The 25,604-nt window shown below is 71.7% G+C and carries 27 protein-coding genes; 17 read left to right on the top strand and 10 right to left on the bottom strand.

What is annotated here, in order from left to right; all coding sequences use genetic code 11:
* The first annotated feature begins 13 nt into the window (after window positions 1–13).
* The 3 genes from ABZ808_RS17605 (at window position 14) to ABZ808_RS17595 (ending at window position 2,808) form a co-directional block, all read left to right on the top strand.
* Entirely contained in the window at window positions 14–388 is a 375-nt protein-coding gene (locus tag ABZ808_RS17605; RefSeq protein ID WP_357007250.1) for a VOC family protein, read from the top strand.
* 172 nt (window positions 389–560) lie between these two features.
* Window positions 561–1,775: a GAF domain-containing SpoIIE family protein phosphatase gene (locus tag ABZ808_RS17600; RefSeq protein ID WP_357007248.1), complete on the top strand. Its 1,215-nt coding sequence runs from the start codon at window positions 561–563 to the stop codon at window positions 1,773–1,775.
* A 163-nt stretch (window positions 1,776–1,938) separates the two neighbouring features.
* Window positions 1,939–2,808, top strand: coding sequence for an AraC family transcriptional regulator (locus ABZ808_RS17595; RefSeq protein ID WP_357007246.1), 870 nt, complete (start codon window positions 1,939–1,941; stop codon window positions 2,806–2,808).
* A gap of 185 nt (window positions 2,809–2,993) precedes the next feature.
* Here ABZ808_RS17595 and ABZ808_RS17590 read toward each other — a convergent pair whose 3' ends face one another.
* Both ABZ808_RS17590 and ychF read right to left on the bottom strand, forming a co-directional pair.
* Complete coding sequence (locus ABZ808_RS17590; RefSeq protein ID WP_357007244.1) at window positions 2,994–3,176, bottom strand: SDR family oxidoreductase; 183 nt, start codon at window positions 3,174–3,176, stop codon at window positions 2,994–2,996.
* 928 nt (window positions 3,177–4,104) lie between these two features.
* The gene (gene ychF / locus ABZ808_RS17585; RefSeq protein ID WP_357007242.1) at window positions 4,105–5,190 is read right to left on the bottom strand and encodes a redox-regulated ATPase YchF; all 1,086 of its coding nucleotides are present in this window, start codon (window positions 5,188–5,190) and stop codon (window positions 4,105–4,107) included.
* Window positions 5,191–5,351: 161 nt separating this feature from the next.
* On the opposite strand from ychF, the gene ABZ808_RS17580 reads away from it, so the two are divergent.
* Genes ABZ808_RS17580 through ABZ808_RS17555 form a run of 6 tightly spaced genes read left to right on the top strand, consistent with a single transcriptional unit; the run spans window position 5,352 to window position 8,117 of the window.
* On the top strand, window positions 5,352–5,768 hold the full coding sequence (locus tag ABZ808_RS17580; protein WP_357007240.1) for a YbaB/EbfC family nucleoid-associated protein: 417 nt from the start codon (window positions 5,352–5,354) through the stop codon (window positions 5,766–5,768).
* A 4-nt stretch (window positions 5,769–5,772) separates the two neighbouring features.
* Entirely contained in the window at window positions 5,773–6,090 is a 318-nt protein-coding gene (locus ABZ808_RS17575) for a hypothetical protein (RefSeq protein ID WP_357007238.1), read from the top strand.
* Window positions 6,091–6,098: 8 nt separating this feature from the next.
* Window positions 6,099–6,590 (top strand): hypothetical protein, encoded by a 492-nt coding sequence (locus ABZ808_RS17570; RefSeq protein WP_357007236.1) that lies wholly within the window; start codon window positions 6,099–6,101, stop codon window positions 6,588–6,590.
* Complete coding sequence (locus ABZ808_RS17565; RefSeq protein WP_357007234.1) at window positions 6,587–7,189, top strand: exonuclease; 603 nt, start codon at window positions 6,587–6,589, stop codon at window positions 7,187–7,189. Before ABZ808_RS17570 ends, ABZ808_RS17565 begins: the two co-directional genes overlap by 4 nt.
* The gene (locus tag ABZ808_RS17560; RefSeq protein ID WP_357007232.1) at window positions 7,186–7,740 is read left to right on the top strand and encodes a nucleotidyltransferase domain-containing protein; all 555 of its coding nucleotides are present in this window, start codon (window positions 7,186–7,188) and stop codon (window positions 7,738–7,740) included. Before ABZ808_RS17565 ends, ABZ808_RS17560 begins: the two co-directional genes overlap by 4 nt.
* Before the next feature lie 29 nt (window positions 7,741–7,769).
* Window positions 7,770–8,117 (top strand): hypothetical protein, encoded by a 348-nt coding sequence (locus ABZ808_RS17555; protein WP_357007229.1) that lies wholly within the window; start codon window positions 7,770–7,772, stop codon window positions 8,115–8,117.
* Window positions 8,118–8,124: 7 nt separating this feature from the next.
* On the opposite strand, the gene ABZ808_RS17550 is transcribed toward ABZ808_RS17555, so the two are convergent.
* Window positions 8,125–8,859: a peptidase E gene (locus tag ABZ808_RS17550; RefSeq protein WP_357007225.1), complete on the bottom strand. Its 735-nt coding sequence runs from the start codon at window positions 8,857–8,859 to the stop codon at window positions 8,125–8,127.
* A gap of 95 nt (window positions 8,860–8,954) precedes the next feature.
* Window positions 8,955–9,461 carry a hypothetical protein gene (locus ABZ808_RS17545; protein ID WP_357007222.1) on the bottom strand — a complete coding sequence of 169 codons (507 nt, stop codon included), beginning with the start codon at window positions 9,459–9,461 and terminating at the stop codon, window positions 8,955–8,957.
* 139 nt (window positions 9,462–9,600) lie between these two features.
* Between ABZ808_RS17545 and ABZ808_RS17540 the strand changes: the two genes are divergently transcribed.
* Entirely contained in the window at window positions 9,601–10,110 is a 510-nt protein-coding gene (locus ABZ808_RS17540) for a SigE family RNA polymerase sigma factor (protein ID WP_357007219.1), read from the top strand.
* The gene (locus tag ABZ808_RS17535; protein ID WP_357007216.1) at window positions 10,107–10,601 is read left to right on the top strand and encodes a hypothetical protein; all 495 of its coding nucleotides are present in this window, start codon (window positions 10,107–10,109) and stop codon (window positions 10,599–10,601) included. Before ABZ808_RS17540 ends, ABZ808_RS17535 begins: the two co-directional genes overlap by 4 nt.
* 15 nt (window positions 10,602–10,616) lie before the next feature.
* Here the strand turns inward: ABZ808_RS17535 and ABZ808_RS17530 are convergent, their stop codons facing one another.
* Complete coding sequence (locus ABZ808_RS17530) at window positions 10,617–11,030, bottom strand: helix-turn-helix domain-containing protein (protein WP_357007213.1); 414 nt, start codon at window positions 11,028–11,030, stop codon at window positions 10,617–10,619.
* A gap of 198 nt (window positions 11,031–11,228) precedes the next feature.
* Here ABZ808_RS17530 and ABZ808_RS17525 point away from each other — a divergent pair, with 198 nt between their 5' ends.
* The 6 genes from ABZ808_RS17525 to valS all read left to right on the top strand — a co-directional run bounded on the left by ABZ808_RS17525 (window position 11,229) and on the right by valS (window position 21,189).
* On the top strand, window positions 11,229–12,629 hold the full coding sequence (locus ABZ808_RS17525) for an FAD-binding oxidoreductase (RefSeq protein WP_357007210.1): 1,401 nt from the start codon (window positions 11,229–11,231) through the stop codon (window positions 12,627–12,629).
* A 157-nt stretch (window positions 12,630–12,786) separates the two neighbouring features.
* Window positions 12,787–14,310: an AlkA N-terminal domain-containing protein gene (locus tag ABZ808_RS17520; protein ID WP_357007207.1), complete on the top strand. Its 1,524-nt coding sequence runs from the start codon at window positions 12,787–12,789 to the stop codon at window positions 14,308–14,310.
* On the top strand, window positions 14,307–14,816 hold the full coding sequence (locus ABZ808_RS17515) for a methylated-DNA--[protein]-cysteine S-methyltransferase (protein WP_357007204.1): 510 nt from the start codon (window positions 14,307–14,309) through the stop codon (window positions 14,814–14,816). Before ABZ808_RS17520 ends, ABZ808_RS17515 begins: the two co-directional genes overlap by 4 nt.
* A 37-nt stretch (window positions 14,817–14,853) precedes the next feature.
* Entirely contained in the window at window positions 14,854–16,692 is a 1,839-nt protein-coding gene (locus tag ABZ808_RS17510) for an ABC transporter ATP-binding protein (RefSeq protein ID WP_357007201.1), read from the top strand.
* Window positions 16,689–18,569, top strand: coding sequence for an ABC transporter ATP-binding protein (locus tag ABZ808_RS17505; RefSeq protein ID WP_357007198.1), 1,881 nt, complete (start codon window positions 16,689–16,691; stop codon window positions 18,567–18,569). The genes ABZ808_RS17510 and ABZ808_RS17505 overlap by 4 nt, the downstream gene beginning before the upstream one ends.
* A gap of 55 nt (window positions 18,570–18,624) precedes the next feature.
* Window positions 18,625–21,189 carry a valine--tRNA ligase gene (gene valS, locus ABZ808_RS17500; protein ID WP_357007195.1) on the top strand — a complete coding sequence of 855 codons (2,565 nt, stop codon included), beginning with the start codon at window positions 18,625–18,627 and terminating at the stop codon, window positions 21,187–21,189.
* 15 nt (window positions 21,190–21,204) lie between these two features.
* Here valS and ABZ808_RS17495 read toward each other — a convergent pair whose 3' ends face one another.
* The 5 genes from ABZ808_RS17495 to ABZ808_RS17475 form a co-directional block, all read right to left on the bottom strand.
* Window positions 21,205–21,861 (bottom strand): hypothetical protein, encoded by a 657-nt coding sequence (locus ABZ808_RS17495; protein ID WP_357007192.1) that lies wholly within the window; start codon window positions 21,859–21,861, stop codon window positions 21,205–21,207.
* Window positions 21,862–21,954: 93 nt separating this feature from the next.
* A complete protein-coding gene (locus ABZ808_RS17490; protein ID WP_357007189.1) occupies window positions 21,955–22,665 on the bottom strand; it encodes an ABC transporter permease in 711 nt (236 codons plus the stop codon).
* Window positions 22,666–22,733: 68 nt separating this feature from the next.
* Window positions 22,734–23,645, bottom strand: coding sequence for an ABC transporter ATP-binding protein (locus ABZ808_RS17485; protein ID WP_357007186.1), 912 nt, complete (start codon window positions 23,643–23,645; stop codon window positions 22,734–22,736).
* Entirely contained in the window at window positions 23,645–24,550 is a 906-nt protein-coding gene (locus tag ABZ808_RS17480) for an ABC transporter permease subunit (RefSeq protein WP_357007183.1), read from the bottom strand. Before ABZ808_RS17480 ends, ABZ808_RS17485 begins: the two co-directional genes overlap by 1 nt.
* Complete coding sequence (locus tag ABZ808_RS17475) at window positions 24,543–25,457, bottom strand: ABC transporter ATP-binding protein (RefSeq protein WP_357007180.1); 915 nt, start codon at window positions 25,455–25,457, stop codon at window positions 24,543–24,545. Before ABZ808_RS17475 ends, ABZ808_RS17480 begins: the two co-directional genes overlap by 8 nt.
* Window positions 25,458–25,604 lie beyond the last annotated feature (147 nt).

The raw sequence follows: 25,604 nt of genomic DNA, 5'->3' as shown, positions 1-25,604 counted from the left end.
CACAATGCGGCGCATGTCTGAGTCTTCTCCCCAGCGACACCACGCCATCGACTACGTGGAGTTCACGGTCGACGACCTCGCCCAGGCCAAGCGCTTCTACGCCGACGCGTTCGGCTGGCAGTTCAACGACTACGGGCCGGGGTACGCCGGAATCCGGAGCCCGCACGGTGAGTCCGCACCCGAGGTGGGCGGTCTCCGTGTGGACCAGGAAGTCCGGGCAGGCGGCCCGCTCGTGCTGCTCTACTCCAGCGACCTGGACCGGTCCGTGCAGGCCGTGAAGGAGGCCGGCGGTCACGTGGTGAACGGGCCGTACGAGTTCCCGGGCGGGCGGCGTTTCCACTTCACCGACCCCAGCGGCAACGAGCTGGGCGTCTGGGCCGAGCGGTAGCCGGCCGGGCGAGACAGCTCGCTCCCGGCTCTCCGTCGTGTAGTGCCTGATCAACGGGCTGGACTGCCGCGCGGCTCACGGAGCAACCAGCTGCCTGCGGGCAGTCCACTGCCGGACATTGCTTGACCAACGCGCGACCAGCAACAGCGGACGGCACAGCTACGATCATTGCGTGGTTGCGACCAGCGGTGTCACGGACGCGGAGCGGTTACGCCGCATTGAGGCCGTAACCGACGCGACGCTGTCTCGGCTCGACGCCGCCGACCTCTTCGACGAGCTGCTCGACCGGGTCCGCGAACTGCTGAGCGTCGACACGGCCGCCATCCTGCTGCTCGACGTGCACGCCCGGCAGCTCGTGGCCACCGCCGCCAAAGGGCTGGAAGAAGAGGTCCGGCAAGCCTTCCGGGTCTCCATCGGCCGGGGCTTCGCCGGCCGGATCGCCCTGACCCGGCGGCCAGTGATCATCGAACACGTCACCGCCGAGCAGGTGGTCAACCCGGTCCTGTTGCAGGCCGGGATCAAGTCTCTGCTCGGCGTGCCGGTCCTCGCGCGCGGTGACCTCATCGGCGTCCTGCACGTCGGGACCCTCACTCCACGCCGGTTCGCCCCGGACGACGTCCGGCTGCTCGAACTCGTCGCCGACCGGATCGGCGTGGCCAACCAGGCCCGTGTGCACAGCCTGGACCAGAACGCCGCGCTGGCCCTGCAACGGAGTTTGCTCCCCACCGAGCTGCCCAAGGTGCCGAATCTGGAGATGGCCGCCCGATACGTCCCCGGTCACGTCTCCGGTGTGGGCGGCGACTGGTACGACGTCTTCCCCCTGCCATCCGGGTGGCTGGGAGTGGTCATCGGTGACGTGTCGGGGCACGGATTGCAGTCGGCCGTGGTGATGGGACGGATCCGAAGTGCGCTGCGGGCGTACGCACTGGTCTCGGACGATCCGGCGGAGGCGCTGACCCTCCTCGATCGGAAGGTCAACCACTTCGAGACCGGCAGCCTCAGCACCGCGCTGTACGCGATGATCTCCCCGGACGGCGCGACCATCAAGGTTTCCCTGGCGGGGCACCTGCGCCCCGTGATGGTTGTGCCCGGGCAACCCGCCGTCCTGCTCTCCGCCAAGGTCGACCCGCCGCTCGGCATTGGCTACCGGACACCGCAACGGCGCAGTACGGGGGCGGACTTCCCGCCCGGCGCGGTCCTGATCTGCTACACCGACGGGCTCGTCGAACGTCGTGACGAACCGATCGACATCGGCATCGCCCGCCTGATGGCTGCCGCTCCGGTCGGGCCTGCCGACACCGTCTGCGCCGCCGTCATGGCAACCCTCGACACCGAAAACCCGAACGACGACATCGCCCTGCTCGCCATCCGCCGGACAGCCACCTGAGCGACGTGCGTCGGCAGGCCGGCCACCCGCGCCGCCTGGTGTGCCGTCCCAACTGATCTGCGACACCGCTGCGCGGCGTTCCCCGTACATGATCGGATCGGGCCTCTATGGTCGGGCACGGCCAGGGGTTCCTCGGCCAGGCTTGACGGCGAAGGGAGGCCTCGTGATCGCGGCACTCAACAGGCTTGTCGACCTGGTCGAGAAGCACCTCACCGAGGAGTTCGACGTCAACGGATTGGCGAAGGCACTCGGCACGACCGAATACCACCTGCGCCGGATGTTCTCGTCGTTGGCTGGCATGCCGCTGTCGGAGTACGTGCGCCGACGGCGCATGACCGTCGCCGCTGCCGACGTCGTTCGGGGGGAGGGCGATCTGCTGAGCATCGCCGTCCGCTACGGGTACGGCTCGACCGAGGCGTTCGGACGGGCGTTCCGGGCGGTCCATGGTGCCAACCCCGGTGACGTTCGCCGCGACGGAGGTCCCCTTCGCACTCAACCGCAGCTCAGGTTCCGCCTGACCGTCGAAGGGAGTATCCCCATGGACACTCGCATCGTGGACCGCCCCGCGTTCCGGCTCGCCGGCCACGCGGCCCGGGTCCCGCTCATCCACCAGGGCGTCAACCCACACATCCAACAGCACATCGCCGCGCTGCCGCCGCAGGAGCATCTCCGGCTGAAGGCCCTCAGCGACACCGAGCCCGGAGGCCTCCTCCAGGTCAGCGACGGGCTCGACCCCGACGCCGCCGAGGGCAGCGAACTGACCTACCTGCACGGGGTCGCGCTGTCCCAGGACACGCCGGTCCCCCACGACCTCGACGCCATCGAGGTACCGGCCGGCACGTGGGCCGTCTTCCGCACCTCCGGACCCCATCCGCAGGCCCTACAGGACACCTGGGCGGCGACCGCGACCGAATGGTTCCCGTCCAACCCGTGGCGTCTGCGGCCGGGGCCCTCGATCGTCGCCATCCTCGATCGCGCGGACGACTTCAGCACCGCGACCTGCGAGCTGTGGCTACCGGTCGAACCGGCGTAACGGGTCTGCGGGGATACGCACCGAACCGGACCGGCTGCCTCCTCTCGCCCGGCGAGGAGGCGGCCGGTGCCGGGACGTGGACGCTCCGCAGCACAAGCCCTGGCGGCGGCCATCCTCAAGGGCGGACACCAACCTGAGGGCCCGGCCGACAGCAGGCCGGATTCAGACGTTGATGTCTGCCGTCGTCAGGCGGCGGTGAGGCCGCCGTCGGTCGCGAGTGCGGCTCCGGTGATGAATCGGGTCTCGTCGCTGAGCAGGAAGGCGGCGAAGGCGGCGATCTCCTCCGGCCGCCCGAGCCGTTCGGTGGCCGGCGGCCTTCCTCGGCCCGGGTGGTTGCTGTCAATGCTGCTGTCGGCGGGCCCCCGCATACGGTTCAGAAAGCCAGTTGCCCTGCGTTGAGATGCCTTGAGCAGCGAAAAGGCCAGTCAGCATTCCTTGGCACCCTAGATCAGGGTGTGAACGCGGGCACGGACATCATTTAATGCGTTTTGCTGTCGTCCCACTTCGTCAAGCATGGCTACCCTGGCGCCCTGCCTCGTCTCCCGCCATTCCGCTAGTCGTCGTCGCGCTGCCTCTTCGCTGCCTCTCCGGCTCTGCGATTGACGCGCCGCCACTGCTGTCGGTCGGAATACCGCCGCCGAGTCCCTCAGTCCGGCCCAATCGTCACCTCGTCCCAAGCAACCATCGCCAGCTCTGACCTAAGTGACTGCCCGCTCAGGACAGTCACTCAAGGTGCACGCCAACTCCGCCCCTTCAGCCCGAAGATCCACACGTGGATGACGACGTTGAGGACCGCCGGCCCCGCCATCCCCAGCATGGCCAAGGCCACGGTTGAGTATGTGTAGGGACTGACCACATAGTGCAATGACCAGGGCAACCCGAGTGCTAACAGTGGCAGGCCCGATAGAGCCAAGGCCATACTCGCGGTCGGTCCAGCGTCCGAGGAGCGTAAGGCGAAAACCTGGAACACAAATATGACCAGCAGCACGGCCACCGTGGTGACGTGCACGAGCAGCCAGCGACCAGAGGGTGCCATGCGCCCAATCTAAGCATGGGACGGAGGCAAAGAACGGCCCACGTATGGCTCGGCTTCGCCTGTTCGGTCAACTCGGAGCTGAACTCGGCAAACAACTTGTCGTCAACGGATTCCGTCGGTCACCGCTGGTGCAGCAGATCCCGTCGGCGACAGCCGAATCGATCTGCGCTAGGACGGGTGGTCGCGGCTGGATTCAATCTCGGACGCCTACCTTCGCACGCCCTCCAGGGCCTACGGGACACGTGATTGAGCGGCGGGGATCAGACGTTGAAGCGGAACTCCACCACGTCGCCGTCCTGCATGACGTACTCCTTGCCCTCGATGCGGACCTTGCCCGCCGCCTTGGCCGCCGCCATCGATCCGTGCTCGACCAGGTCGTTGAAGGAGACCACCTCGGCCTTGATGAAGCCGCGCTGGAAGTCGCTGTGGATGACGCCCGCGGCCTCCGGCGCGGTGGCGCCGACCGGGACGGTCCAGGCGCGCGCTTCCTTGGGGCCGGCGGTGAGGTACGTCTGGAGGCCGAGGGTGCGGAAGCCGACCCGGACGAGCTGGTTGAGACCGGGCTCGTTCTGCCCGATCGACTCCAGCAGCTCGCGGGCCTCCTCCTCGGGCAGGTCCACCAGCTCAGATTCGATCTTGGCGTCCATGAAGATGGCCTCGGCAGGGGCGACCAGGGCACGCAGTTCGTCGAGGAACGTCTCGTTGGCCAGCTCGGCCTCGTCGACGTTGAAGACGTACAGGAAGGGCTTGGTGGTGAGCAGGTGCAGCTCGCGCAGGTGCTCCAGCTCGATCTTGGCGGCGGCGGCCCCGGAGTAGAGGGTGGTGCCGCCGTCGAGCACCTCGATGGCCGCCTTCGCGGCGGCGACCGCGGCCAGGCGGTCCTTGCGGAGCTTGGCCTCCTTCTCCAACCGCGGCAGCGCCTTGTCGAGGGTCTGCAGGTCGGCGAGGATCAGCTCGGTGTTGATCGTCTCGATGTCGTCGGCCGGGGAGACCTTGCCGTCGACGTGCACCACGTTCGGGTCGGAGAAGGCCCGCACGACCTGGCAGATCGCCGAGGCGTCCCGGATGTTGGCCAGGAACGCGTTGCCCCGGCCCTGCCCCTTCGACGCGCCGCGCACCAGGCCGGCGATGTCGACGAACGACACCGGCGCAGGCAGCACCTTCTGCGAGGAGAAGATCTCGGCCAGCTTGCCCAGCCGCTCGTCGGGGAGCCCGACCACGCCGACGTTGGGCTCGATGGTGGCGAACGGGTAGTTCGCCGCCAGCACGTCGTTCTTGGTCAACGCGTTGAAAAGCGTGCTCTTGCCGACGTTGGGCAGGCCGACGATGCCGATGGTGAGACTCACGACGGGCCAGCTTACGCCGGTGCCAACCGGACCGGTCCAGGCGGCTCCGATTCGGCCCGGACCGCGCCAGCCGTGGTCGCGCCCTAGCGCGTCCCGGCACTGGAGTCCCGTTGCTACCCTCTTCGATGTCACGTGCGACGTTAGGGGGCGTTGTGGACCAGGTGACGGAATTCGACCGACTGTTCCAGCAGACCCGACAGGCGCTGGCGTCGATGCGGTCGACCGGTCAGGCTCCCGACGACGGCGTGAGCGCCCAGCCGGCACGGGCCAGCGGATCCGCGGCGGGCGGGCAGGTCGAGGTCGTGGCGGTCGGCCAGCGCATCGAGTCGGTGACGGTGGACCCGCGCGCCCTGCGGATGGGCGCCGAGGTGCTCGGCGAGCAGATCACCCTGGCGGTCAACGCCGCGCTCGACGACCTGCGGCTCCAGGCCGGCGAGGCGGCGGACGCGCCCACGGTGGACCCGGTGGCCCTGGGCCAGCAGCTCGACGAGTTGCAGAACGAGTCGGTACGCAGCATGGCGGCGATGACCGATGCCCTCACCGACGCGGTGCGGCGCATCCAGCAGGCAGCGAGGTGACGACATGCGCGACGACCTGCAGGTGCATCCACCCGCGCTGCGGCAGGGCGGCGGTCACCTGACGGCGGTGGCCGAGCAGCTCGCCGCGCAGTGGGAGGCGCTGCGCGCACGGACGGCCTCGATGGGCGACATCTTCGGCGACGACGACGTGGGCGGTCTGATCGGCATGTCGTACCAGGTGGCCGAGGAGATCGCGGCGGAGTGCCTCGGGTCGGTCGTCGACGGGCTGCGCGGCTTCGGTGACGGGTTGAGCCTGATGGCCGACCAGTACGACCTGGTCGAGCAGGACAACGACGCCCAGTTCACGACAATGAGCTGGTAGGCGGGTCGATGGGCATCATGCTGCCCGGCGAACTCGCCGGCCTGCTCAACGAGCTGGGCTACACCTGGCCCAAGTCGGACGAGACAAAACTGTTCGAGCTCGGCCAGATGTGGATGGAGATGGCCGACTCGCTGAACAACGCGGCGGCGGAGGGCACGGCGGCCGCGCAGCGGGTGCTGGCCGGCAACCAGGGCGACGCGCTGACCGCGTTCCAACAGCGCTGGGAGGCCAACGGCTCGGCGATCTCGGTGCTGCGGGACGGTGGCACAGGCGCGCAGATGGTGGCCGCGACGCTCTTCGTGTGCGCGCTGATCGTCCTCGCCCTGAAGATCAACGTGATCGTCCAGTTGGTCATCCTGTTGGTGCAGATCATCCAGGCGATCGCGACGGCCGCGCCGACGTTCGGTGCCTCGTTGCTGGAGATCCCGGTCTTCAAAAAGCTCACCGACATCGTCCTCAACATGCTGATCGACCAGGCCATCGGGGTGGTGCTGGGATGACCTCTCCCCTACCCGAGCTGTACATCGGCGTCGACGTGGAGGCGGACGGGCCGATCCCCGGGCCGTACAGCATGATCTCGCTGGGCATGGCCGTGGCCGGACGCCCGGATCTGACCTTCTACACCGAACTGCGTCCCATCTCCGACGAGTTCGTCCCGGCCGCGCTGGCCGTGTCGGGTCTGGACCGGGACCGCCTGCTCCGCGAAGCGCCCACCGCACAGGAGGCGATGTCCGCGGCGGCGGCCTGGGTCAACGGGCTACGCCGGATCGGCCGTCCGGTCTTCCTCGCCGCACCCGCCGTCTGGGACGGCATGTTCGTGCACTGGTACTTCGTCCGCTTCGTCGGCTACAGCCCGTTCGGTGCCACCGGCTCCGGCGTCGACCTGCGCAGCTACTGGATGGGGCTGACCGGCAGCGAGTGGGTCCAGACCCGCAAGGGCAAGATCAAGCACGAGCTGGGCCTGCACGACGTGCCGCACACCCACCATGCCGGCGAGGACGCCGCCGAGCTGGCACAGGTCTTCGACGCGGTTCTACGCCACCGACGCCTGAACGACGACGCGGTACAGCGCCGCGGGCAGTCGGACGAGCCGGCGTGACAGGGCATCGGCGGGACCTGCCGGACGGCGCCACGACGGCTGCCCGGGGCATCGTGGCGCAGGCCGCCCGGAGCATGATGCGGCGGGCCGACGACGTGGCGGGCGAAGCGGCCGAGGCGGCGACCACCCGGGCCGCCCGCCGGATTCCGCAGGGTTTCACCGAACGACAGTGGACCCGGTTCACCCGAGGTGCCCGGCAGACGCAGCGGCAGGCCGGGCTGCCCGACGGTGACCTGGTCGCCCACGGCAGCCGGGTACGCGGCACCGCCCGCCCCGACTCCGACATCGACGTGGCGCTCATCGTCGACGACAAGACCTTCTTCGACCTCGCTGAACGTTCCCTGTCCCGGGCACCGGACGGGACCCGGCTGCGCAAGACGATGCTGCGCCGGATCAACGAGAACGGTCAGCTCGCCAGCTTCGACCTGGGCACCGACTTCACCCACCTGCGGCGCGAGCTGATGGACACGCACGTACCGCACAAGGTGCAGTTCTCGGTGTTGCGCCGGGGCGGCAAGTTCGACAACGGCCCGTTCCTCCCGCTCGATTGAGCGGATCCGCATCTGGCAGGGTGGCAGACGTGCAGACGACGTTGCAGTTCCTCATCATGGTCGACGGCCCGCTGACGGCGGCGGAGCTGTTGGACCTGATCCGCACCCGGCTGCCCGACGCGGTGCCCTACCGCCGGGACTCGGTGGACGTACGCGGCAACCTGCTGGAGATCAACCCCAACGAGGACGCCGACCCGCGGCTGGCCGCCACCGACGAGGACGACTACCTCTACTTCCGGTGGCGCGTGGAGCTGACCCCGATGGACAAGGCGGTCGACGAGGGGCACCAGATCGCCCTGGCCCGGGAGCTGCTGCGGGCGATCGAGGGGCCACAGGCGCGGGCCACCGTGTGCGCCGCGTTCGAGGACCGGGTCTGACCGGCGCTCAGCCGAGCAGGCGTGGGGCGATGACCGTCTCCTGAACGCTGCCGTCCGCGGTGCGGCTGACCTCGTACGCCGAGACGCCCTCGCGGTCGGCGACCGCCTCGACCAGCCGGGTCCCCCGGTAGACCAGGCCGACCCCGTCGTCGGTGCAGTGGCTGGTCGGCAGTGTCCCGTCGCCGACCAGCTGGTGCATCAGCGGTCGCCGCTGGTCTTCGCTGTCGTAGTGCACCCCGTTGCCGTACGGCAGCCAGCCCAACCCTTCGGTGAAGCCGCGCAGTCGAAGGCCGAAGCTGTCGGTGGCGCCGCCCACATGCCAGCAGATCGAGCCGGCGGAGACTCCACCCAGCACCACGCCGGCCTGCCAGCACTCGTGCAGGATCTCGCCGAGCCCGTGCACCCGCCAGACCGCAACCAGGTTGGCGACGCTGCCACCACCAACCCAGATCACGTCCTGGGCGAGCAGGTGGGCGCGGACGTCGTCGACGTTCGGCATCGGGAACAGCGCCAGGTGCGACACGCGGAACCGGGTGTCGGCGAACGCCCCGTAGACGGCGGTCAGCGAGGTGGGCTGGTCCCCGACGGCCTGCCCCAGGTAGCAGATCCGCGGCTGCGGGCCGGCCTCGGCCAGCTCGGCCGCCAGCTTGAAGACCGGGCCGGGGCGCAGATCCATCGGCCCCCGGTCGCCCCGGCGGAAACCCATGCTGGTGGCGAGGATGGTCGGTTCGCTGGCGGGCATCGGGCGTCCCTTTCGTTGGTGCGGTGCGGCGTCCATCCTGCCGCAGCCGGCCGGTGGCCGGCTGCGCGGCGCGCGTGCGGCCAGCGCAGCGTCGGTCAGTCAGGCCGCCGTTGGCGGGGCACCCGGGCCTCGGGCCAGTGCCCCGGCGGCAGCTCGTCGAGGGGCCGGTCGGCCGGGGGCAGTTGCGCGGCGGCGGCACCGGGCAGGGTGAACCGTTCGGCGGCGCCCGGCCCGGCCCAGACCGACTCGCGCAGCATCCAGCGCACCTCGTCGGCCGTCCAGCCCAGCCCGGGCCGGGCGGCGATCTCGCGGACAAGCCGCCGGCCGGGCCGGGTGTCGTCGTCGTAGAACCGCATGCACCAGTGGTGCGTCCACATGCCGAGCGCCCGCAGGCCCGCGTCGTCGAGGGAGCGAACCAGCCGGCCGCAGGCGGTATCGGAGAACGCCTGCTCGGGGTCGGCGGCCCGGTCCCGCTCGATGGCGCCGACGGCGGCTGGCGCGACAGCGCGCATGCGGCGGTAGAAGGACTGCACGACCGCCCGGGGCAGCGGCGGGAAAGCGCCAGGTGTCGACGCCGCCGCCCTACCCGCCACGCTCGCCATCGCCGCACCCCTTCTTGAGTTGGTGGCCGGACGCTACCCGGCACGACCGACACTTTCGGGCGGAAAACAATCCGTCGATCGTGGATAGCGACGATGACCTGGGGCGTCTGTAGGGGTGACAACGAAACGGGGGTGGTGGGTGGACGAGGACGAACGAGCCCGGCTGGCCGAGTTCGTCGGCAGCCGAACTCCGGCGCTGATGCGGGTCGCGTACCTGCTGACCGGGGACCGCACCGCGGCCGAGGACCTCTTCCAGTCGGCGTTGGCGCGGGCCATCCCGAAATGGGGAACCATCCGGCACACCGATCCCGAGGGATATCTGCGCGTCGTCATGTACCGCCAGCAGATCAGCTGGTGGCGGCGCCTGCGCCGGTGGCGGGAGACGCCGCTCAACCCGGCGGACGAGCCGGTCGGCGCCGACCCGAGCGGCGGGTCGGACGTGCGGTTGGCGATGCGCGCCGCGCTGCGGCACCTGCCGCCGGCCCAACGGGCGGTCGTGGTGCTGCGCTACTACGAGGACCTGCCCGAAGCCCGGGTCGCCGAACTGTTGGGCTGTTCGGTGGGCACCGTGCGCAGCCGTACCCACCGGGCGGTCACCCGACTGCGGGAACTCCTGCCGGAGATCGAACTGCTGGAGGTACGGCGATGACCGACTCCTTCGAGCACCTCATCCGCTCCACCCTCACCGACCTGGCCGAGGAGGCACCGATCGTGCATGACCTGTTGAGCCGAGCGGAACGGCGGGTGCGCCGCCGGCGTCGAGCCACTGTGACGTTGGGTGCGGTGGGCACCGTGGCCGCCATCCTGATCGCGGCACCCATCGCCCTCGCCGCTACCGGCTCGGACCAGCCCAGACCGGCCGTGCCCAGCCCAGCCGGCCCGGCGGCGGTGCCCAACCCGGCCGACCCGGCCGCCGTACCCGGACCGCCCGGCGTGCCGGCGCGACCGACCGTCGAACCCACCGTCGTTCCCGGGCCGCCCGGCGTGCCGAGCCCGGCCCAGCTGACCGTCGAGCCGAGCCCGCTAGGACCGCCCGGCGTGCCGGGCGGCGGACCGGTCGGCGCGCCGGGCGCACCCCCGCCGGGACTTCCGGCGGTCAGCCCGAGCCCGCTCGGACCTGCGGGGCAACCGGCCCGGTGAGTTGATCAGATCCGGTCAGGCCGGGCGGCTTCTCCGCTCGGCCTGGCCGGCCGGGCCGCCGTCGTCGGCCGGGTGGCCGTCGCGCCTCCGGTGACTCCAGTCGACCAGCGGCTGGAGCAGCAGCATCAACTCCCGGCCGTCCCGGGTCGGGGCGTAGAGGATCTGCACCGGCGACGTCGGAACGACAGTGCGCTCGATCAACCCGTCGGCCTCCAGCTCCCTGAGCCGCTGGGCGAGCAGCCGATCGGAGATCCCGGTCACCCCCGCCCGGTACTCCCCGAAACGACGTGCGCCGCGCATGGCGGCGAGCAGGATGGCTCCGGTCCACCGCCGACCGACCAACTCGAGCGCGTCCTGGAAGGTGCGGCAGCTGGAGTCGTCGATTCCCTGGTAACGCCGCAGAGCGGCGGCCTGCGCCTCGCTGGTCACTTACTGAAGATTAGTAGCTAACCCTCAGTTTGCCAAGGCCGCTGCCGCCGCCCACTCTTGACCCATGACCGATTACGGACAGCCGATCACCATCGGCGTGAGCCTCGATCCGTCTGCGGACAAACTGGGCGAGACACGACACCCGACCCGGGCGGCCGCGGGCGGACGGGCAGCGGTCCGTGAACAGAGGGGGCAGCGATGACCAACACCCTGGCCCGGGTGCCCGACTCGCTGACCGGGCAGATCGTCACCCCCGGCGACCGCCGGTACGCGCAACTGCGCTCGACGTACACCACGCCGGCTTCGCCGGCCGCCGTCCTCCTGCCGAAGAGCACCGCGCAGGTGGTCGACGCGATCCGCTACGCGCGGGAGCAGCGGCTGCCGATCGCCGTCCGCAGCGGCGGGCACGGGCTCTCCGGGGCGTCCTCGAACAACGGTGGGCTGGTCATCGACCTGTCGATGCTCAACCGCGTGCGGGTGCTCGACGAACGGTCCGGCCTGGTCCGGATCGAGGCCGGCGCCCGCTGGGCGAACGTCGCGACGGCGCTGGCCCCGTACGGCCTGGTGGTCAGCTCGGGCGACCACGGCAACGTCGGCGTCGGCGGCCTGGCCACCGGCGGCGGCGTCGGCTGGTTGGTGCGCTCCTACGGCCTCACCATCGACCGTGTCCGCGCGGTGGAGGTGGTGCTCGCGGACGGGACGCTGGTCCGCGCGGACGCGGAGCACGAGCCGGAGCTGTTCTGGCTCGTCCGGGGCGCGGGCGCGGGGGCGGGCATCGTGGTGGCGTTCGAGATCGAGGCCGCCGAGCAGCGCAACGTCGGGGTGACGCAACTCGTCGTCGAGGCGCACCCGGACGGCCGCACCCTTCGGGAGTGGTCGAGCTACCTGGCACAGGCTCCCCGGGAGTTGTCCGCTGCGGCCGTGGTGTTCGCGGAGGGACGCTCGACCCTCATGTCTGTCACCGCCGTGGCGGCCACCGAGAGTCTGCGCCGCGCCCGGCCGCTGGTGGAGCCGCTGCTGGCCATCGGAAAGGTGCTCGAACACCGCACCGACCTGCTGCCCTACCCGGCCCTGGTGCCGACCGCGCACCTGCACCCGAACGTCGGGCAGCAGCGCAGCACGACGACCAACGGCCTGTTCACCGAGCTGAACGACGCCGGCGCACGGGCCGTGATGCGTGCGGTGACCGGGCCGGGTCGAGCGGTGATCCAACTGCGCTCGGTCGGCGGGGCGGTCAACGACGTCGCCCCGGACGCGACCGCTTACCGCCACCGGCACCAGAACACCCTGGTCGTCGCCTCGGTGTTCCCGCCCCAGGGCGGCGCGGCCTTGGACGCCGCCTGGCGGGGCGTCGCCGCGCACGTCGACGGCGAGTACCTCAACTTCGAGAGCCGACCGGACACGGCTGCGTTCGCCCGGATCTACCCGGGCGAGACCGGCGTCCGGGTGCGGCGGCTGTGGAAGCGGTACGACCCGGACGGCGTCTTCCGGCCAGCCCTGCTGACCGCCGCCAGCCCGGCCCGATCCGGCCAGTCGGCCCGATCCGGCCAGTCGGCCCGGTCCGGCCGGTCCGGCCAGCCCCACCGACGCCGCCGCTGAACACTGGCCGGACCGGGGCCCGGTCCGGCCGGTGGGACCTCCGACGCCGCCGGTGGCGCCCCCGCCGGCAGCGGGCAGGCGGGCCGTGCGCCGCCGCGCACGCCCAGGTCCGATTCCCGCCAGCCGGCGGCCATCCGGGCGGGGCATCATCGGTGACGTGGAGATGGACTTCGAGCGGTGCTACCGGGCTGTGGACAGCCGTGACCAGCGGTTCGACGGCTGGTTCTACACCGGCGTGACGTCCACCGGGATCTACTGCAGGCCGTCCTGCCCGGCGACCACCCCGAAGCGACAGAACGTCCGGTTCTTCCCGTCCGCCGCCGCCGCGCAGGGCGCAGGTCTGCGCGCCTGCCGCCGCTGCCGGCCGGACGCCGCACCCGGCTCGCCGGAGTGGGACGCTCGCGCCGACGTGGTCGGTCGGGCGATGCGGCTGATCGCCGACGGGGTTGTCGACCGGGACGGCGTACCCGGACTGGCTGCCCGCCTCGGCTACACCGAGCGGCACCTGCACCGGATGCTGCACACCGAGATGGGCGCCGGGCCGCTCGCGCTGGCCCGGGCCCAGCGGGCGCAGACCGCCCGGATCCTGATCGAGACGACCGACCTGGGGATGGCCGAGATCGCGTTCGCCGCGGGCTTCGGCAGCGTGCGGCAGTTCAACGACACGGTCCGCGAGGTGTACGCGAGCGCACCGTCGGAACTGCGCACGGCCCGTGGCCGACCCGAGGCGACGGCCGGGGCGGGAACGATCACGCTCCGGCTGGCGTACCGACCGCCGTTGCACGCCGGGGCGCTGCTGGACTTCCTCGCGGTACGGGCCCTGCCCGGGGTGGACGAGGTCCGTGACGGGACGTACCACCGGGGTCTGCGGTTGCCGCACGGCACCGGCCAGGTGGCGCTGACCCCGGCGGACGGGTACGTGGCGGCGACGCTGCGCCTGACCGACCTGCGTGACCTGGCGCCGGCGGTGGCCCGCTGTCGTCGCCTGCTCGACCTGGACGCGGACCCGACCGCCGTCGACGGCACACTCGCGGCGGACCCAGCGCTGGCCCCGGTGGTGGCGGCAGAGCCAGGAATCCGTCTGCCCCGCGCGGTAGACGGCTTCGAGATGGCGGTAAGAGCCATCGTCGGCCAACAGATCTCGGTCACCGCAGCCCAAAAAACCCTCACGCGCCTCCTGACCGCCCACGACCGCGTTGATCATGAAGTTGTTGCCACTGACACCGGCGCGTCGGGACAACAACTTCATGATCAACGGGGCGACGGCGACGGGGGGCGGGGGACTGGGGCGGGGGACGGGGTGGGGGGGCTTCGGGGGTTTTTGGGCGCTGGGGATCTTTTGGGCTTGCCGGACTCGGGGTTTGGGATGCCGGCGGCGCGGCGGGAGACCTTGCGGGGGTTGGCGCGGGCTGTCACCGACGGGACGCTCGACCTGGCGCCGGGAGTGGATCGAGAGGACACCGTGCGGCGGCTGCTCGCCTTGCCCGGCGTCGGCCCGTGGACCGCCAAGTACCTCGCCCTGCGCGCCCTCGGCGACCCGGACGTCCTGCTCGACACCGACCTCGCGGTCCGGCGCGGCGCGGTCGCCCTCGGCCTGCCCGACACCACCCTCCACGCGCACGCCGAACGCTGGCGGCCCTGGCGGTCCTACGCCACGATCAGACTCTGGAGAGCGGCATGAGCATCGACAGCACCGTAATGACCACCCCGACCGGCCCGCTGAGCATCCTCGCCGGCCCGGACGGCGACGTCCTCGCGGCCGGCTTCACCCCGGACCCGGCGGCCCTGCTGCCCCTGATCCACCCGACGCTGCGCGCACCGCTGCGGCAGCGCGCCGACCTGGGGCTCGCCTCCGCTGCGGTCCGGTCCTACCTGGACGGTGATCTCGCCGCCATCGACGCGGTTCCCGTGCGGCAGCACACCGGCGGCGTGTTCATGGCGCACGCCTGGCAGGTGCTGCGCGAGGTTCCGGCCGGCACCCCGGTCACCTACACCGGGTACGCGGCGCTGGCCGGTCGGCCACCGGCGGTGCGGGCCGCCGCGGCTGCCTGCGCCCGCAACGCGGCGGCGCTGTTCGTCCCCTGCCACCGGGTCCTGCGGACCGACGGCACGCTCGGTGGCTACCGCTGGGGGCTGGACGTGAAGACGTGGCTTCTCGGTCATGAGCGCCGGTTGACAACAAGCTGACAGAAGCATCGCCATCCATTGACGCTACCGTCGGGTAGTGCCTGTGGAGAGCGACGGCGACCCGGCCCCCCACCCCGTGCACAACCTCTGGCGGCTGCGCCGCTACCTGCGCCCGTACGCCGCCGAATTCGTCTGGCTGCTGGTCGCGGGGCTCGCCGGCACGGCCGCCAGCATCGCCGTACCCCTGGTGGTGCAGCGGGTGGTGGACGGGCCGGTGGCCCGGCACGAACCCACCGGTCTGCTCCAACTCGGCGGCCTGGCGCTGCTGCTCGGCGTGGTCGAGGCGGTGCTCATCTTCATCCGCCGCTGGGTGCAGTCGTCCTCGGCGGTGGGCATGGAGGCGGCCCTGCGCGCCGACGTCTACGCCCACCTGCAACGGCTGCCGGCCAGCTTCCACGACCGCTGGCAGTCCGGCCAACTGCTCTCGCGGATCACCAGCGACCTGTCGGTGATCCGCCGGTTCCTGTCGTTCGGCGTCTTCTTCCTGGTGCTCAACCTGGTCACCTATGTGGTCGTGGTGGTGCTGCTGATCCGGCTGCACGCGGCGCTCGGGCTGCTGGTCGCGGCCAGCGCGGTGCCGCTGCTGCTGATCACCCGACGGTTCGGTCGGCACTACCACACCGCGTCCCGCCGGATGCAGGACCAGCAGGGCGACGTGGCGACGATGGTCGAGGAGACCGCGCAGGGCCTGCGCACCATGAAGGCGTACGGCCGGGGGCCCGAACTGGCCGCCCGCTTCGCCGGTGGCGCCCGGACACTGCACGACACCGGCGTCGGCAAGGGCCGGCTGCTGGCGAACACCGCGGCGCTGCTCGACCTGGTGCCCAACGTGACGCTGGGCGTGGTGCTGGTGGCCGGGGCGGCGGCCGCCGCGCGGGGTGTGCTCACCATCGGCGAGCTGGTCGCGTTCGCCAGCCTGCAACTGATGCTCATCTGGCCGGTGCAGTCGCTGGGCTGGATCATCGCCAACGGCCAGGAGGCGGCGACCGCCGCCGACCGGATCCAGGAGGTGCTGGACACCCCGCCCCAGATCGTGGACAACCCCGGGGCGCTCGCCCTGGCGCGGGACGCGGTGCACGGGAGGCTCCGCTTCGAGCGCGTCGCCTTCCGCTACCCGGGCACCGCCGCGCCGGTGCTGCGCGAGATCGACCTGACCATCGAGCCGGGCGAGACGCTGGCCCTGGTCGGCGCCACCGGCTGCGGCAAGAGCACGTTGCTCTCCCTCGTGCCCCGGCTGCACGAGGTGACCGGCGGCCGGATCACCCTGGACGGGCACGACCTGCGCGACCTTCGGCTGGACTCGCTGCGTCGACTGGTCGGGGTGGCGTTCGAGGAACCCACGCTCTTCTCCATGTCGGTGCGGGAGAACCTCACCCTGGGCCGCCCGGACGCCGACGACGACGAGGTCCGCGCGGCCCTCGCGCTCGCCCAGGCCGATTTCGCGTACGACCTGCCGTGGGGCCTGTCCACCCGTGTGGGCGAGCAGGGGCTGTCGCTCTCCGGGGGTCAGCGCCAGCGGCTGGCGCTCGCCCGGGCGGTGCTCGGCCGGCCGGCGCTGCTGGTGCTCGACGATCCGCTGTCCGCCCTGGACGTACACACCGAGGCGCTGGTCGAGGCGGCGCTGCGGCAGGTTCTGCGCAACAGCACCGCTCTGCTGGTGGTGCACCGGCCCTCGACGATCTCGCTGGCTGACCGGGTCGCCCTGCTCGACGGCGGGCGGATCGCCGCGATCGGCCGGCATTCCGAGCTGCTGGCCACCGTGCCCGCGTACCGGGCGCTGCTCGCCGCCGAGCCGCCACCGAGGCGACCGCCACCAACCGGAGCCACCGGCCCGCGCCCGTTCCCCTCGGACGGGTGGGGGTTGGTGCACTCGTGACCGTGCCGAGGCAGGCCGACCCCCCGCCGGAGGAAGAACCGGAGCTGACCCGCTGGCGCGGCACGGCCACCGACCCGGAGGCCGACCGGAGCCGGGCCGAGGAGACCACCCCCGAGGCCATGGCCCGACTGCGCCGGCACAGCCGGATCCTCCTGGCCGATTTGCTCCGACCGCACCGACGACGACTCGCCGGCGCGGTCGGCCTGCTGCTGGCCCAGAACGCCGCCGCGATGGCCGGGCCGTACCTGGTCATGGTCGGCATCGACCGGGGCATCGCGCCGCTGCGGGCCGGTGACGCCGGCCCGCTCGCCGCCGTCGCCGGGGCGTTCGCCGTCGCCGCGGTGACCGAGTACGCGGCCCGGCGCGGGTTCCTCGCCCTCTCCGCCCGGATCGGCCAGGCCGTCCTGCTGGACCTGCGGCAGCGGGTGTTCGGGCACTTCCTGCGACTGTCCGTGGGCTTTCACGAGCGCTACACCTCCGGCCGGATGGTCTCCCGGCTCACCAGTGACCTGGACTCGATCGCCGAACTGGTCGACGGCGGGATCGACAGCCTCGTGCTGGCCGCGCTGTCGATCCTGTCGGTGGCCGCCATCCTGCTCTGGCTGGACCTGCCGCTGGCCGCGGTGACGCTGCTCGCGTTCCCGTTCCTGTTCCTGCTCTCCCGCTGGTTCGCGCGGGCGTCGGCCGACGCGTACCGGCGGACCCGGGAAGCCGTCGCGCTGGTCATCGTGCACTTCGTCGAGTCGATGCGGGGCATCCGCGCGGTGCAGACGTTCCGCCGGGAGCCGCGCAACCAGCGGATCTTCGTGGCGCTCGGCGACGACTACCGACGTACCAGCCTGCACGCGTTCCGCCTGATCGCCACGTACTCCCCCGCGATCAAGCTGATCGGCAACGTCACGATCGCGGTGGTGCTCTGCTACGGCGGCTGGCGGGTCCTCGACGGGCGGACCGAGGTTGGCGTGCTCGCCGCGTTCCTGCTCTACCTGCGCCGCTTCTTCGAGCCGATGCAGGAGTTGAGCCAGTTCTACAACTCGCTACAGTCGGCCACCGCCGCGCTGGAGAAGCTGGCCGGGGTGCTCGACGAGCGGCCCGGCGTCGCCGAGCCCACCCGACCGGTGCCGCTGCCGACCGGCCCCGGCCGCGGTGAGCTGGCCTTCCGGGAGGTCTCGTTCGGCTACCGCGCCGACACCCCCATCCTCGCCGGGCTGGAGCTGACCGTGCCGGCCGGGCAGACCGTGGCGCTGATCGGGCCGACCGGCGCGGGCAAGTCCACCATCGCCAAGCTGGTCGCCCGTTTCCACGACCCGGACACCGGCACGGTCCTGCTCGACGGGGTCGACCTGCGCGACGTCAGCGACGTCGACCTGCGCCGCGCGGTGGTGCTGGTGACCCAGGAGAACCACCTGTTCAGCGGCACCGTGGCGGAGAACATCCGGTTCGGTCGGCCGGGCGCGGACGACGCCGCCGTGCAGGCCGCCGCGCGGGCGATCGGCGCGCACGACTTCATCGCCGCGCTGCCCGACGGGTACGCCACGCAGGTGCACCGGCGCGGCGGTCGGCTCTCCGCCGGGCAGCGGCAGCTCGTCGCGTTCGCCCGGGCGTTCCTGGCCGACCCGACCGTGCTGATCCTGGACGAGGCGACGTCCTCGCTGGACGTGCCGACCGAACGGCTGGTGCAGCGGGCACTCGGCACCATCCTGCGGGACCGGACCGCCCTGGTGATCGCGCACCGACTCTCCACGGTGGAGACCGCCGACCGGGTGCTCGTCCTCGACGGTGGGCGGGTCGTCGAGGACGGCCCGCCCGCCGTGCTGGCCGAGGCCGACGGCCGGTACGCGGCCCTGCACCGGCAGTGGCGCGACTCGCTGGTCTGAACCAGCGATGCGCAACTACGTGGCCCGGCACCCCGGCGGTGCCTACGATCGCAGGATGACCGATTCGGCGAGGACCGCCCGCACCAGTGTCCCCGAGCGCCCGACCCTGGACGGGCTCGAGGAGAGCTGGGCGCGCCGCTGGCAGGAGGAGGGCACGTACGCGTTCGACCGCTCCAAGAAGCGCGCCGACGTGTACGCCATCGACACCCCGCCGCCGACCGTGTCGGGCGAGCTGCACATGGGTCATGTCTTCTCGTACACGCACACCGACACCGTCGCGCGATACCAGCGGATGCGCGGCAAGGTGGTCTTCTACCCGATGGGGTGGGACGACAACGGCCTGCCCACCGAACGTCGGGTGCAGAACGTGTACGGGGTGCGCTGCGATCCGGCGCTGCCGTACGACCCGGTGTGGCGGCCACCGGCGACGCCGATCGACGAGGCGGCACGCCGCGACCCCACCCCGATCTCGCGGCGCAACTTCATCGAGCTGTGCGAGCGGTTGACGGTCGCCGACGAGCAGGTCTTCGAGGCGCTCTGGCGGCGGCTGGGGCTCTCGGTGGACTGGTCCCTGACGTACACGACGATCGGGCGGGTGGCCCGCTCGACGAGCCAGCGGGCGTTCGTGCGCAACCTGCTGCGGGGTGAGGCGTACCAGTCGGAGGCGCCGACGCTGTGGGACGTCGGCTTCGCCACCGCGGTCGCCCAGGCGGAGCTGGAGGACCGGGAGCGGCCCGGCGCCTACCACCGGCTGCGGTTCACCGGCCCGGCCGGGCGTGAGGTGCTCATCGACACCACCCGACCCGAGTTGTTGCCGGCCTGCGTGGCGCTGGTCTGCCACCCCGACGACGAGCGGTACGCCGACCTGGTCGGCGGCACGGTGCGCAGCCCGCTGTTCGACGTCGAGGTGCCGGTGCACGCGCATCCGCTCGCCGACCCCGCCAAGGGCACCGGCGTCGCCATGGTCTGCACGTTCGGCGACCTGAGTGACGTGACCTGGTGGCGTGAGCTGCGGTTGGCCACCCGGGTGGTGATCGGCCGGGACGGCCGGTTGCTGCCCGAGCCGCCGGCCGGGGTGCCGGCACAGCCGTACGCGGCGCTGGCCGGGCAGACCGTCAACGGCGCCCGCCGGGAGATCGTCGGGATGCTGGCCGACGCCGGTGACCTGATCGGCGAGCCCCGCCCGATCACCCACCCCGTCAAGTTCTACGAGCGCGGCGACCGGCCACTGGAGATCGTCTCGACCCGGCAGTGGTATCTGCGCAACGGCGGCCGGGATGCCGAACTGCGGGCGACGCTGCTGGCCCGGGGCGAGGAGCTGCACTGGGTGCCGGCGCACATGAAGCACCGCTACGACCACTGGGTGGGTGGCCTCACCGGAGACTGGCTGGTCAGCCGCCAGCGTTTCTTCGGGGTGCCGGTGCCGGTGTGGTACCGGCTCGACAACGCTGGCGAGCCGGACTGGTCCCACCCTCTCACGCCGGACGAGTCGGCGCTGCCGGTCGACCCGTCCAGTGATCCGGCGCCCGGCTACGACGAGTCACAGCGCGGCCAGCCGGGTGGCTTCGTCGGCGACCCGGACGTGCTGGACACCTGGGCCACCTCGTCGCTGACCCCGCAGATCGTCGGCGGTTGGGAGACCGACCCGGACCTGTTCGCGCGGGTCTTCCCGATGGACCTCCGCCCGCAGGGGCAGGAGATCATCCGGACCTGGCTCTTCTCCAGCGTGGTCCGTTCGCACTTCGAGCACGGGGTGCTGCCCTGGCGGGACACCGTGCTCTCCGGCTGGATCCTCGACCCGGACCGCAAGAAGATGGCGAAGTCCAAGGGGAACGTGGTCACCCCGCTGGCGCTGCTGGAGCAGCACGGCTCGGACGCGGTGCGCTACTGGGCGGCCAGCGGCAAGCCCGGGATGGACCTGGCCTTCGACCCGGCGCAGATCAAGGTCGGCCGACGGCTGGCCACCAAGCTGCTCAACGCGTCGAAGTTCGCCCTCGGGCTGGGTGCCGCGGACGCGTTGCGCACCCCGGCGACCGCCCCGCTGGACCGGGCGATGCTCGCCGAACTGGCCACCGTGGTCACCGCCGCGGGCGCCGCCTTCGACGCGTACGACCACACGGCCGCGTTGCAGGTGACCGAGGCGTTCTTCTGGCGGTTCTGCGACGACTACATCGAGTTGGTCAAGGAACGCGCGTACGGCACCGGAGCGGGGGCCGAATCGGCGCGGGCGGCGCTGGCCTCGGCGCTGTCGGTGCAGCTACGGCTGTTCGCGCCGGTGCTGCCGTACGTCACCGAGGAGGTCTGGTCGTGGTGGCGGTACGGCTCGGTGCACCGCGCGACGTGGCCCACCACGTACGAGGTGGCCCGGGCGATCGAGGGGACGGGCGAGCCGGCGCTGCTGCGGCTGGCCGGTGACGCGTTGAGTCAGGTGCGGCGGGCCAAGTCCGAGCGGAAGCTGTCGATGAAGGCGGAGGTGCCGCTGGCCGAGGCGCTCGGCCCGGCCGAGCTGCTGGAACAGCTCACCCTGGTCGCCGACGACCTGCGCGCGGCCGGTCGGATCGGCAAGCTCGACCTGCTCCCCGACCGCACCCCGGAGCTCGTCATCGCCTGCGCGTTCTGACCGGAGCGGGATCGGTCACCAGCCGCGCAGGAAACGCAGGCCGAGCAGGATCGCGACCACCGACGGCCCGACCAGCAGGGTGATGGCCTGGAGCCGGTACGGCATCCGGTGCCGGGTCAGCTCGACCGCGTTACCCAGCACGATCGCCCCGGCCAGCATCATGAACCCGCCCCACCAGCCCGTCCTCAGACTGACCAGATCCACCCGGATCAGTTGCAGGGTCAGACCCAGCAGCGCGCCGGTGAGCGCGAGCAGAGCCACCGCCCGGTGCAGGCCACGGGCCAGCGGGTGGGCGGCCCGCCACCCGTAGGTGCCGGCGATCGCCAGGCAGGGCAGCACCACCAGCAGCGGCCAGCCCGCGCCCATCACGCCGAACATCAGCAGCGCGCCCACCACGAACGTCAGCGTGCCGACGCAGGCGATGACGAACCCGGCAAAGGCCCGGCCGCCGCCCCGGGCCAGCAGCGGCCCGCCGCTGGCCGCGATCAGCGCTGCCGGGATCAGGATGAACCCGGCCCACCAGTGGAACCGGCCGGTGCCCTGGGCCGCCGTCGCCACCGTCGCGCTGGCCAGCCCGGCGACCGCCAGGCTGGTCAGCCAGGCCCGGCTGCTGCGGGAGTACGGCTCAGCCAACGACGTCCGCTCCGCTTCGACACCCATGTCCACGCTCACGCCCACCAGCGTGGCTGGCACCGCCCCGGCCAGTCCATCCGGCCAGCCCTACCTGCCTGCGGAGGCTGGCCGGAACAGTACCGCGCATCAGCCTCAGCTCGTCTCGCCGGCCACGCTGAACGAGCGCAGGCGGTCGACGGCCAGCACGGTGAAGCCGATGCTCACCAGCGCAGTCATGACCGATGCCACCGGCACCGACACCGTGGTCTCCAGCAGGCCGGTGGGGGCGATCCGGTCGGCCAGCGCGATCACGTACTGCTGAATGGAGAGCACCTTCGTGCCGCTGACGAAGTTGCCCAGCAGCCCCTCCCAGATCAGCACGTAGACCAGGCCGAGCAGCACCGGCCGCCGGGTGACCAGGCTGAGCGCGAGGAACAACGCCGAGTACGCCAGCGCGCCGAGCGCGGCCGAGACGGCGAGCGCCAGGCCGAGGCGTACCGAATCGGCCAGCACGCCCGCGACGTAGAGCGGCACCGCGACGGTCACCGCGGTCACCCCGGCGGCCACCGCGAGCTTCGGCAGCACGATCTGCCAGCGCGGCAGCGGCTTGGTCAGGATGTGCACCACCGTGCCGTCGTCGATCTCGGCACCCAGCACGCCGGTGCCGATGATCAGCGCCACCACCGGCAGCACCACGGCCAGCCCGAGGCCGACCAGCACCGGCGGCCCCCACTGGCGCGGGTCGACGCCCAGCGACCGGCAGAGGACGGCCAGCCCGAGCAGCACCAGCGGCAGCGGGAGAAGCAGCAGGAACCGTCGCCGGCCGAACAGCCCACGCGCGGTGATCCAGGTAATCGTCGACATCTCAGCTTCTTTCGTTCGTGACTGCGGGGCTCACTCGCTGCGCTCGTTCACTCCTCGCACTCACCGGCTCAGGCCTCCACGAGGTAGGAGAAGACGCTCTCCAGGGACTCGTCGGACGGCACCAGTTGGCGCACCCGGATGCCCCGGGACAGTGCGATCCGGGGCAGCGCCCGGGTGAATGCTCCGTAGTCGCCGGCGCGCACGGTCAGGCCGGTGCGGTCCAGTTCGACGCCGCTCACCGACGCCTCGGCGATCAGCGCCACGGCCAGCGCCCGGTCGTCGGTGGAGCGCACCGCGAAGACGTGCGGACGGTTGGTCATCAGCCGGCGGATGGTCCGGAAGTCGCCGGAGGCGGCCAGTCGGCCGGCCACCATCACCTGCACCGTGCCGGAGACCTGCTCGACCTCCTCCAGGATGTGCGAGCTGAACAGGATCGTCCGGCCGGAGTCGCCCAGTTTGTGCAGCAGCTCCATCATGTGCAGCCGCTGGCGCGGGTCCATCCCGTTGAACGGCTCGTCGAGCAGCAGCACCTGCGGTTCGTGCACCAACGCGGCGGCCACCCGGGCACGCTGCCGCATGCCCTTGGAGTACGTGCCGATCCGCCGGTCCTGCGCCGACTCCAACTCGACCAGCTCGATGGCCCGCCGAGCCGCCGCCGCAGGATCGGCCAGACGGTGCAGCTTCGCGCTGGCCAGCACGAACTCGTGGGCGGTGAGGTAGCTCTGCACCGCCTCCCGCTCGCTGACCAGCCCCAGCCGCCGGTAGACGTCGGGGTTGCGCCAGGTCGGCTCGTCGTCGAGGGTGACCGTGCCGCGCGACGGGGCGAGGAACCCGGCCATCATGTGCAGCAGGGTGGTCTTGCCGGCGCCGTTCGGGCCGAGCAGGCCGGTCACGCCCGGCCCCAGCGCCATGCTGATGTCGTTGACCGCGACCACGTTGCCGTACCACCGGGACACCCCGGTCAGGCTCAGCGTGCTCATCAGGAGGCAACCTTCCGGTAGCGGGCCAGCAGGAGGGCGGTGGCGCTGGCGACCAGCAGCACCGCGGCCAGGGCGTAGACCGGACCGAACCCGCCGATCATCATCTCGCCCGGATCGCCCTCCACCAGCAGGTCGCCGAGCGACCAGATGCCCACTCCCTGCACCAGGGTGGAGGGCGAGGCGAGACCGGCCAACTCGTTGGCGCTACGCGACGGCAGGATGCTCAGCACCCCCACGATCGGCGTGGTCATCAGGAAGACGGCGACCACTCCACCGGCGGCGAAGGCGCGCTTGCCGGTCAGCGACGCGATCAGCAGCCCGACCGAGGCGAAGACCACCGCCCACAGCCCGGCGTAGAGCAGGCCGGGCAGCAGGTCGAGCAGCTCGTTCCAGACCCCGCGAGGGCCCTGCTTGGTGGTGAACGCGGCGCCCAGGAACATCAGCACCTGCGGGCCGCCGAGCAGCAGCCAGAGCCCCGTCATCAGTGCCAGCAACTTGGCCAGCGCGTAGTCGCTGCGCGGCAGCGGCCGGGAGAAGTAGAGAGGCAGGACGCCGCTGCGCAGGTCCCGCGAGACCAGCTCCGGCGCGGCCACCGCGACGAAGAAGAGGACCAGCCAGCTCATCGAGTCGGCGAACTGGGCGTACGTGGCGACCGGCTCGCCCACCTGGCTGCGGATCGCGGTCAGCGCCGCCGCGACCAGGGTGACGATGCCGATCACCAGCCAGGGGAAGATCTTGGCCTTGGCGCTGCGCCCGAAGCCGAAGGTGGTGCGCAGCCCGTGCACGTAGAGCGCGCCGAAGACCTGCCGCCGGCCCAGCATCGGGCCTGTGTACCGCTGGTAGCCGATGTCGTGGATGACGCCGGTCGGCGTGGACCGCAGCGCTGCGGAAGACGGCTCAGGCATGGGAGAGCTCCCTCGTGGCGAAGAGTTCGGCCACCCGGTGCCGGCGCTGGTCCAGTCGGTGCAGTGGCAGGTCCAGTTCGGCGACCGCGCCGAGGATCAGGTCGTAGGTGCCGTCGTCGGCGAGTGGTACGAGGAGCAGTCGCCCGTCCCGCGCGACCGGCAGCTTCAACTCGGCCAGGCGGGCGGCGAGTTCCTCGGTGCCCTCGCTCACCTCCACGGCGAGCACGTCGGTCGCCGACGTCATCGCGGAGATGTTGTCGGCGCGCAGCAACCGGCCGCCGTCGATGGCGATCAGCGTGTCGCAGATCCGCTCCACCTCGCCGAGCAGGTGCGAACAGACCAGCACGGAGATGCCGAACTCGGTACCGATCCGGTGCACCAGGGCCAGCATGGCGTCGCGGCCGGCCGGGTCCAGGCCGTTGGTCGGCTCGTCGAGCAGCAGCAGGTCGGGGTCGTGCACCAGCGCCTGGGCCAGCTTGACGCGTTGCTTCATGCCTGTCGAATAGCCGCCGACCGGGCGGTAGCGCTCCTCGTAGAGACCGACGTGCCGCAGCGCCTCCGACGCCCGCTCGCGGGCGGTCGTGCGGGGCAGGCCGCTCATCCGGCCGAGGTGGGTGACCAGCTCGGCGGCGGACAGGTCCGGCGGAAGACAGTCGTGTTCGGGCATGTAGCCGACGCGGGCGCGGACCTGCGCCGGGTCTGCGGTCGGGTCGATGCCGAGCACCGACACCTGACCGCTTGTCGGTGGGATCAGGCCGAGCAGGATCTTGATCAAGGTGGACTTGCCGGCACCGTTGGCGCCCACCAGACCGATGATCCCGGGCTCGACGGCGACGGTGAGGTCGGCCAGCGCGGTGACCCGACCTCCGTACGTCTTGGTGAGCGACTGGGTCGCGATCAGTGTCACGACGTCAGCGTATGGAGTCGACGCCCTCCATGGACCCCGGCGCGCCCCCGGTGCTCCCCTGATCCTCGGAACAGGTCACCCCTAAGGTCCGTCGGCGGGCACGGATGATATTTGCGCCGGTCCGGCGGGCGGTCAGACCCCGCCGCC

Source organism: Micromonospora sp. NPDC047527 (assembly GCF_040643015.1).
GTDB lineage: Bacteria > Actinomycetota > Actinomycetes > Mycobacteriales > Micromonosporaceae > Micromonospora.
This window is presented reverse-complemented; position numbering and strand designations above follow the sequence as displayed.

What these genes read in the sequence shown, in the direction of transcription:
- ABZ808_RS17515 (WP_357007204.1), top strand. Translation starts at nt 14,307, where the DNA reads ATGAGCATCGACAGCACCGTAATGACCACCCCGACCGGCCCGCTGAGC.
- ABZ808_RS17480 (WP_357007183.1), bottom strand. Translation starts at nt 24,550, where the DNA reads ATGCCTGAGCCGTCTTCCGCAGCGCTGCGGTCCACGCCGACCGGCGTC.
- ABZ808_RS17490 (WP_357007189.1), bottom strand. Translation starts at nt 22,665, where the DNA reads ATGTCGACGATTACCTGGATCACCGCGCGTGGGCTGTTCGGCCGGCGA.
- ABZ808_RS17550 (WP_357007225.1), bottom strand. Translation starts at nt 8,859, where the DNA reads ATGCCCGCCAGCGAACCGACCATCCTCGCCACCAGCATGGGTTTCCGC.
- valS (WP_357007195.1), top strand. Translation starts at nt 18,625, where the DNA reads ATGACCGATTCGGCGAGGACCGCCCGCACCAGTGTCCCCGAGCGCCCG.
- ABZ808_RS17605 (WP_357007250.1), top strand. Translation starts at nt 14, where the DNA reads ATGTCTGAGTCTTCTCCCCAGCGACACCACGCCATCGACTACGTGGAG.
- ABZ808_RS17590 (WP_357007244.1), bottom strand. Translation starts at nt 3,176, where the DNA reads ATGCGGGGGCCCGCCGACAGCAGCATTGACAGCAACCACCCGGGCCGA.
- ABZ808_RS17570 (WP_357007236.1), top strand. Translation starts at nt 6,099, where the DNA reads ATGGGCATCATGCTGCCCGGCGAACTCGCCGGCCTGCTCAACGAGCTG.
- ABZ808_RS17485 (WP_357007186.1), bottom strand. Translation starts at nt 23,645, where the DNA reads ATGAGCACGCTGAGCCTGACCGGGGTGTCCCGGTGGTACGGCAACGTG.
- ABZ808_RS17525 (WP_357007210.1), top strand. Translation starts at nt 11,229, where the DNA reads ATGACCAACACCCTGGCCCGGGTGCCCGACTCGCTGACCGGGCAGATC.
- ABZ808_RS17565 (WP_357007234.1), top strand. Translation starts at nt 6,587, where the DNA reads ATGACCTCTCCCCTACCCGAGCTGTACATCGGCGTCGACGTGGAGGCG.
- ABZ808_RS17575 (WP_357007238.1), top strand. Translation starts at nt 5,773, where the DNA reads ATGCGCGACGACCTGCAGGTGCATCCACCCGCGCTGCGGCAGGGCGGC.
- ABZ808_RS17535 (WP_357007216.1), top strand. Translation starts at nt 10,107, where the DNA reads ATGACCGACTCCTTCGAGCACCTCATCCGCTCCACCCTCACCGACCTG.
- ABZ808_RS17545 (WP_357007222.1), bottom strand. Translation starts at nt 9,461, where the DNA reads ATGGCGAGCGTGGCGGGTAGGGCGGCGGCGTCGACACCTGGCGCTTTC.